This window comes from Aeromicrobium sp. PFPM2_SD2 (assembly GCF_057364525.1).
Window position 1 is genome coordinate 1 of record NZ_JBNFNZ010000104.1, and the last position, 6,647, is coordinate 6,647.

A 6,647-nucleotide genomic window follows, 5' to 3' on the forward strand; every position below is an offset into this window, starting at 1 on the left:
TGGCGCAGCACCTCGCGGACGCCGGCGCGGCCCTCGGCCCGGGTGCGCTCGATCGACGCCCAGGTGTCGGTGGCGAAGCGCGGTGCGCCGGTGCGGCGCAGCAGCGTGGAGTCCTCGACCGGGTCGAGCAGGATGCCCAGCGCCCGGTCGACGACCTCCGGCAGCTCGTCGGTGAGGACGACCGAGTCGATGATGCCGCGGCGCATGAGGTTCTCCGAGACCTGCACGCCGGTGGGGAACGGGCGGCCCTGCAGCTTCTCGTAGACCTTGGGCCCGAGGAAGCCGACGAGCGCGCCGGGCTCGGCGACGGTGACGTGGCCCAGCGAGCCCCACGAGGCGAAGACGCCGCCGGTCGTGGGGTGGCGCAGGTGCACGAGGTAGGCCAGCCCTGCGGCGCGGTGGTCCATGATCGCCCGCGAGATGTCGATCATCCGCACGAAGGCGGGCGTGCCCTCCTGCATGCGGGTTCCGCCGGACGCGGTGGAGGCCAGGATCGGCAGCCCCTCGGCGGTCGCGCGGCGCACGGCGGCGACGATGCGCTCGGCGGACGCCTGCCCGATCGAGCCGGCCAGGAACGAGAACTCGTTGACGACCACCGCCACCGGACGGCCGCGGACCGTGCCGCGTCCGGTCAGGACCGACTCGTCGGTGCCCGCCCGCTCGGCGGCGGCGCGCAGCTCGCGCTGGTACTGCTCGGGGTGGTGGGAGATGTCGACCGGCCGGTCCCAGGACTGCCAGGAGCCGGGGTCGAGCACGAGGTCGAGCAGGTCACGGGCGTGGACGCGGTCGGTCACGTCCACCTCAGGCCTTCGCGTCGGCGGTGTCCCGGGAGTCGGCCTTCGTGGCGACGAACCGGTAGCCGACGTTGCGCACGGTGCCGATGAGCGTCTCGTTGTCGGCGCCGAGCTTCGCGCGCAGGCGGCGCACGTGGACGTCGACCGTCCGGGTGCCGCCGAAGTAGTCGTAGCCCCACACCTCCTGCAGCAGCTGCTGGCGGGTGAAGACCCGGCCGGGGTGCTGGGCGAGGAACTTGAGCAGCTCGAACTCCTTGAACGTGAGGTCGAGCGCCCGGCCCTCGAGCTTGGCCGTGTAGGTGGCCTCGTCGACGACCAGGCCGCTGGTGGAGATGAGGTGCGAGTCCTCCTGGCCGTCGCGGGCCTCGGCGAGCCGGCCCTGGCCCAGGCGCAGGCGGGCCTCCAGCTCGGCGGGGCCGGCGGTGGTCAGGATGACGTCGTCCATGCCCCAGTCGGCGGCGACGACGGCCAGGCCGCCTTCGGTGAGGATCAGCACGAGCGGGCACTCGACGCCGGTCGTGCGCAGCACGCGGGTCAGGCTGCGCACCTGGGCCAGGTCGTTGCGCCCGTCGACGAGGACGGCGTCGCACGGCGGGGCGTCCAGCAGGGCGCTGGCCTCCGCGGGGAGGATGCGCACCGAGTGCGGCAGCAGCGCCAGGGCAGGCAGCACCTCGGCCGAGGACTGCGTGCTCTTGGTGAGCAGGAGCAGGTGGGACACGGTGCCTCCTTGCCGGACGGGGAACGTCCCCGCAAACACGTTGAGGCCGTCAGTGATCTGTCGATCACCGCGGCCTCATTGCATGCCTCACACTAGCCCATGTGTCGAGAAGGTCTCCAGAGCATGACGAGAATGCGAACCACGTCACAGTCCGGTACTGGGCGGCGGCGCGACCAGCGGTCGCTGGACGAACACCGCCAGCGGCTCCAGCGTCGGCGAGCAGTCGTCCACCGCGAACGACAAGAGCATGTTCCTGAACCTCCTGGTGACGCAGCTGCGCTACCAGGACCCCATGAACCCCACGGACTCCTCGGAGTTCATGGCCCAGACCGCCCAGTTCCAGTCGCTGGAGGTCATGCAGGACGTGGCCACCCAGCTGTCGGCGCTGCAGTCGTCGCAGATGGCCTTCGGCGCCAGCAGCCTGGTCGGCCGCACGGTCAGCTACCCCGACCCCGCCGACCCGAAGAAGACCCTCACCGGCACCGTCAACGGTGTCACCTTCGAGGCGACCGGACCCGTCCTGGACGTGGCCGGCACCAAGGTCCCGATGCTCAACGTCATCTCGGTGACCGACGGCACGACGACCCCCACCCCGCCCGCCGACCCCGGCACCTCCGCCTGACCTCCCACCCCTAGGAGAAACCACCATGCTTCGCTCGCTCTTCGCCGGCATCAGCGGCCTGCGCGTCAACCAGACCATGCTCGACGTGACCGGCAACAACATCGCCAACGCCAACACCACGGGCTTCAAGTCCAGCACCACCGTCTTCTCCGACACGCTGAGCCAGATGCTCACGGCGGCGTCGGCCGGCAACGCCGGACGCGGCGGCACCAACCCGATCCAGATCGGCCTGGGCGTCCAGGTCGCGGCCACGAACGCCAACTTCGGCCAGGGCTCGGCGCAGGTCACCAACGTCCCGACCGACCTCATGCTCAGCGGCGACGGGTTCTTCGTCGTCCGCGACGGCGCCGAGAACGTCTACACGCGCGCCGGCGCCTTCACCTTCGACACCGAGGGCACGCTCGTCACGCCCACCGGCATGCGGGTGCAGGGCTACGAGATCGCGGCCGACGGCACGCGCGGCGCCGACCTGGAGGACGTCACGCTCGACTTCACGCACCTCGGCCTGCCGGCCGGCACGACGCTGAAGTCGTACAACATCGGCTCGGACGGCAAGGTCCGCGGCGTGTTCTCCGACGGCTCGCAGCACGACATCGCGCAGATCGCCGTGGCCGACTTCGTCAACCCGATGGGCCTGGAGAAGGTCGGCGACACCGCGTTCCGCGAGTCGGCCAACTCCGGCGCCGCCCAGATCGGCATCGCCGGCGAGGGCACGCGCGGCCAGATCCGCTCGGGCGCGCTGGAGATGTCGAACGTCGACCTCTCCCAGGAGTTCACCAACCTGATCCTGGCCCAGCGCGGCTTCCAGGCCAGCTCGCGCGTCATCACGACGTCGGACCAGGTGCTCGAGGAGCTCGTCAACATCAAGCGCTGACGTCCGCACCCAGCCCGTCGGCCATCGCGACACGCGAAACCGCTCAGGTTCCGCCCGCGGTGGCCGATGGTGCTGTATGCGGCCACGGACGGCCGTGCAGGACACACGCCAAGGACTGGTGGACATGATCACGCTCACGCGCCTCTCAGGCACGACCTTCATCCTGAACTGCGACCTCATCGAGAGGATCGACCGTTCGGGCGACACGGTCGTGACGCTGGTCGACGGCAAGAAGTACGTGGTCTCCGAGACGCCCTCCGAGGTGGTCGGCCGTGTGGCCCACTACCGCAGCGAGCTGTACTCCGGCCGCCACCTGCTCGGCCCCGACACCCCCTCACCCGCCTCCTCCGGGCGCGGCTCCGTGGTGACCCTCCCGCGCCGCGACCACGGTCTGGACGACGAGGAGCTCTGACATGGATCCCATCACCCTGGGCGGCGTCGCGACGACCTTCGTGCTCGTCGTGCTGTTCACCATCATGGAGGGCGGCGACCCCACCAGCGTCCTGCTGCCGGCGCCGCTGCTGCTCGTCTTCGGCGTCACCATCGCCGTCTGCCTGGCCGGCGGCACGATGGCCGACGCCAAGCGCATCATCCCCTCCCTCAAGCACGCGTTCACCGGCAAGCCGGCCAACGCCGCCGACGTCGTCCCCACCGTCGTCTCGCTCGCCGAGAAGGCGCGTCGCGAGGGCATGCTGGCGCTCGAGGACGAGCTGGCCAAGATCGACGACCCGTTCCTGGTCCGCGGCGTGACGATGGCCGTCGACGGCACCGACCCCGCCGAGCTGCGCGAGATCCTCGAGGGCGAGGTGACGGCCAAGGAGGAGGAGGTCAAGCAGTCGGCCAAGTTCTTCAACGACGCCGGCGGCTACGCCCCCACCATCGGCATCGTCGGCACCGTGCTCGGCCTGGTCCACGTCATGGAGAACCTCGGCACCCCCGAGGAGCTCGGCCACCTCATCGCCGCCGCGTTCGTCGCGACCCTGTGGGGCGTGCTGTCGGCCAACGCCATCTGGCTGCCGGTCGGCAGCCGGCTCAAGCGCCTCGGCGAGCTCGAGGTGGCGCGCATGGAGGTCGTCATCGAGGGCGTGGCGGCGATCCAGTCCGGCTCGAACCCGCGCCTGGTCGCCCAGAAGCTGCAGTCGCTGCTCCCCGCCTCCGAGCGCGCGAGCGACAAGAAGGCGGCCTGACCCGTGGCGCGCAAGAAGAAGCCCGAGGAGCACGTCAACCACGAGCGGTGGATGGTCACCTACGCCGACATGCTCACCCTCCTCTTCGTGCTCTTCGTCGTGCTCTACGCCATGAGCCAGGTCGACGAGGCCAAGTACGCGGCCCTCAAGGAGGGCCTGAGCGAGGGCTTCGGCATGACCGCCGTCATGCAGGGCTCGGACGGGGCGATGCAGGCCAGCTCGCTGGACAAGGAGCCGCAGGCCAAGTCCGACGAGGCCGAGCAGCAGTTCGGCGGCGTCGACCCCGAGGTGCAGCAGAAGATCGACGAGGCGGTCAGCGCGCACGACCGCTCGCAGCTGCAGCACCAGTACGCCGAGGCCGCGGCCGAGACCCGCGACCTGCAGGAGGTCTGGCGCGAGATCAACGCCGCGCTGGCCAAGAAGGGCCTGCAGGAGGACGTCCAGGCGGTGCTCGACGAGCGCGGCCTGGTGATCAGCCTGGTCTCCAAGCACATCGTCTTCGAGCCCAACCTGGCGACGCTGTCCCCGCGCGGCCGCGAGGTCGTGGACACGATGGCCCCGGTGCTGCGCCGCATCAGCGCGCCGCTGGAGATCTCCGGGCACACCAACCAGGTCGACGTGAAGCCCAAGTACTACGACACCGACTGGGACCTGTCCTCGGCACGCGCGATCACCGTGCTGCGCTACCTGCACGAGTCCCGCGGCCTGCCGCAGGAGCGGCTGCGCCTGTCGGCGTTCGGCCACGAGAAGCCGCTCATGGACCCGCGCAAGAAGGGCTCGCAGGAGGTCAACAAGCGCGTCGACATCGTCGTGCTGTCCTCGCTCGCCGCCGAGAGCAGGCAGCTGCTCGGCACCAACCCGCTCACGTCGCTGAGCCCTGAAGGAGAGAACTCATGACCGTCTCGCAGATGCCCGTCGAGGAGGGCACGGAGAAGAAGAAGGGCGGCAAGAAGAAGCTGCTCATGATCCTGGTGCTCGTCCTGGCCGTCGCTGCCGCGGCGTGGTTCTTCCTGCTCAAGCCGGCGCCCGCCGAGGGCGACGTCGAGGAGCCGGTCGCCGGCGAGGTCGTCCCGCTCGAGGCCACGCAGGTCAACCTGGCCGGCGGCCACTACCTGCGCATCGGCATCGCGCTGCAGCTGGTCGAGGGCGCGGACGAGCTCGACGGCAGCATGGCGCTGGACTCGATGATCACCACGTTCAGCAACCGCGAGCTGCGCGAGGTCGTGGACGCCAAGTCCCGCGAGGAGCTGCGCAAGAAGCTCGCCGAGGTGGTCGAGCACCGGTACCACGGCGAGGTCATGGACGTGTACTTCACGGAGTTCGTGACGCAGTAGCAACTTTCATCTCAGGTCCGGTGGAGCCCGGACGATACGTGCTCATGTGAAGACAGCGCAGCACGCAGACGGGCATGCCCGCACGCAGACGGCTCGAGCGCGCCGTCGCGAGCGCCCGGCCACGGTCGTCCCGTACGACTTCAGCCGGCCGATCCAGCTCTCGCGCGAGCACACGCGCATGCTCCAGATCGCCTTCGACGGCTTCGCCCGCCAGGCGACGACCGTGTTCACGTCGGTGCTGCGCACCGTCTGCCAGGTCAACCTGCTCGTCATCGAGCAGCGCAGCTACGCCGAGTACGTCGACGGCCTGGACGCGCTGACCCACATGACGATCTTCTCGGCCGACCCGCTGCCGGGCCGGTGCGTGCTGGAGATCCCGCTCGAGACGTCGATGGCCGCGGTCGACCACATGCTCGGCGGCCACGGCGGCGGCGAGCAGCCGCGCCGCGCGCTCAGCGAGATCGAGAGCAACGTCATGGCCGGCCTCATCGACCGGCTGCTGGCCGAGATGCGGTACTCGATGAGCGGCCTGGTCGCGATCGAGCCCGAGGTCCGCGCGACCGAGTACAGCCCGCAGTTCGCCCAGGTCGCGCGCGCGCGCGTCGTCGTCGCTGTCCTCGAGCTCAAGATCGGCGAGCGCGACAGCAGCCTGTCGCTGTGCATGCCGTTCAGCGCGATCCTGCCGCACCTGGTCGGGGCGTCCTCGCCGGCGCCCGCGTCGGACCGCGAGCGCGCCGAGCTCGCCCGGTCGGCCAAGACGCTGCGCGAGCAGTTCGACCGCGTCCCGGTGGACGTGCAGGTGCGCTTCCGGCCCACCGCGCTGACCCCCGAGGACCTGCACGGCATCAGCATCGGCGACGTCGTGCGCCTCAACCACCCCGCGTCGGCCCCGCTGGACGTCGTCGTCGACGGCACCACGTTCGCCCACGCCACCCCCGGAGCCCGCGGCGCCCACCTCGCCGCGCTGATCGTCCCCACCCAGGAGAGCACGTCATGACGGACATCGTCGAAACCCAGGTCACCGAGATGGCGGCCGTCGCGGCCGCCGCGGCTCTGCCGTCGGTCGACGCCCTCACCGCCGGCCCGGCGGAGCGGCCTCGCAGATGCTGACCGCGGCC

General features: G+C 70.6%; 9 protein-coding genes. 7 read left to right on the forward strand and 2 right to left on the reverse strand.

The genetic code is table 11. The features are described from left to right. Together AC2W7G_RS06980 and AC2W7G_RS06985 are read right to left on the reverse strand one after the other, a co-directional pair. On the reverse strand, positions 1–794 hold a 794-nt coding region (locus AC2W7G_RS06980; protein ID WP_485867797.1), incomplete at its 3' end, for a carboxyl transferase domain-containing protein. A gap of 7 nt (positions 795–801) precedes the next feature. After that, the gene (locus tag AC2W7G_RS06985; RefSeq protein ID WP_485867798.1) at positions 802–1,512 is read right to left on the reverse strand and encodes a winged helix-turn-helix transcriptional regulator; all 711 of its coding nucleotides are present in this window, start codon (positions 1,510–1,512) and stop codon (positions 802–804) included. A 157-nt stretch (positions 1,513–1,669) separates the two neighbouring features. Here AC2W7G_RS06985 and AC2W7G_RS06990 point away from each other — a divergent pair, with 157 nt between their 5' ends. The 7 genes from AC2W7G_RS06990 to AC2W7G_RS07020 all read left to right on the forward strand — a co-directional run bounded on the left by AC2W7G_RS06990 (position 1,670) and on the right by AC2W7G_RS07020 (position 6,526). Further along, positions 1,670–2,134: a flagellar hook assembly protein FlgD gene (locus AC2W7G_RS06990; RefSeq protein WP_485867805.1), complete on the forward strand. Its 465-nt coding sequence runs from the start codon at positions 1,670–1,672 to the stop codon at positions 2,132–2,134. 25 nt (positions 2,135–2,159) lie between these two features. Next, entirely contained in the window at positions 2,160–3,008 is an 849-nt protein-coding gene (locus AC2W7G_RS06995; RefSeq protein ID WP_485867799.1) for a flagellar hook-basal body complex protein, read from the forward strand. Between the two features lie 124 nt (positions 3,009–3,132). Further along, on the forward strand, positions 3,133–3,420 hold the full coding sequence (locus tag AC2W7G_RS07000) for a flagellar FlbD family protein (RefSeq protein WP_485867800.1): 288 nt from the start codon (positions 3,133–3,135) through the stop codon (positions 3,418–3,420). A gap of 1 nt (position 3,421) precedes the next feature. Then, positions 3,422–4,195: a motility protein A gene (locus tag AC2W7G_RS07005; protein WP_485867801.1), complete on the forward strand. Its 774-nt coding sequence runs from the start codon at positions 3,422–3,424 to the stop codon at positions 4,193–4,195. A gap of 3 nt (positions 4,196–4,198) precedes the next feature. Continuing rightward, a complete protein-coding gene (locus AC2W7G_RS07010; RefSeq protein WP_485867802.1) occupies positions 4,199–5,092 on the forward strand; it encodes a flagellar motor protein MotB in 894 nt (297 codons plus the stop codon). Continuing rightward, complete coding sequence (locus AC2W7G_RS07015) at positions 5,089–5,529, forward strand: flagellar basal body-associated FliL family protein (RefSeq protein ID WP_485867803.1); 441 nt, start codon at positions 5,089–5,091, stop codon at positions 5,527–5,529. The genes AC2W7G_RS07010 and AC2W7G_RS07015 overlap by 4 nt, the downstream gene beginning before the upstream one ends. 46 nt (positions 5,530–5,575) lie before the next feature. Next, entirely contained in the window at positions 5,576–6,526 is a 951-nt protein-coding gene (locus AC2W7G_RS07020) for a flagellar motor switch protein FliM (protein ID WP_485867804.1), read from the forward strand. The last annotated feature ends 121 nt before the right edge of the window (positions 6,527–6,647 follow it).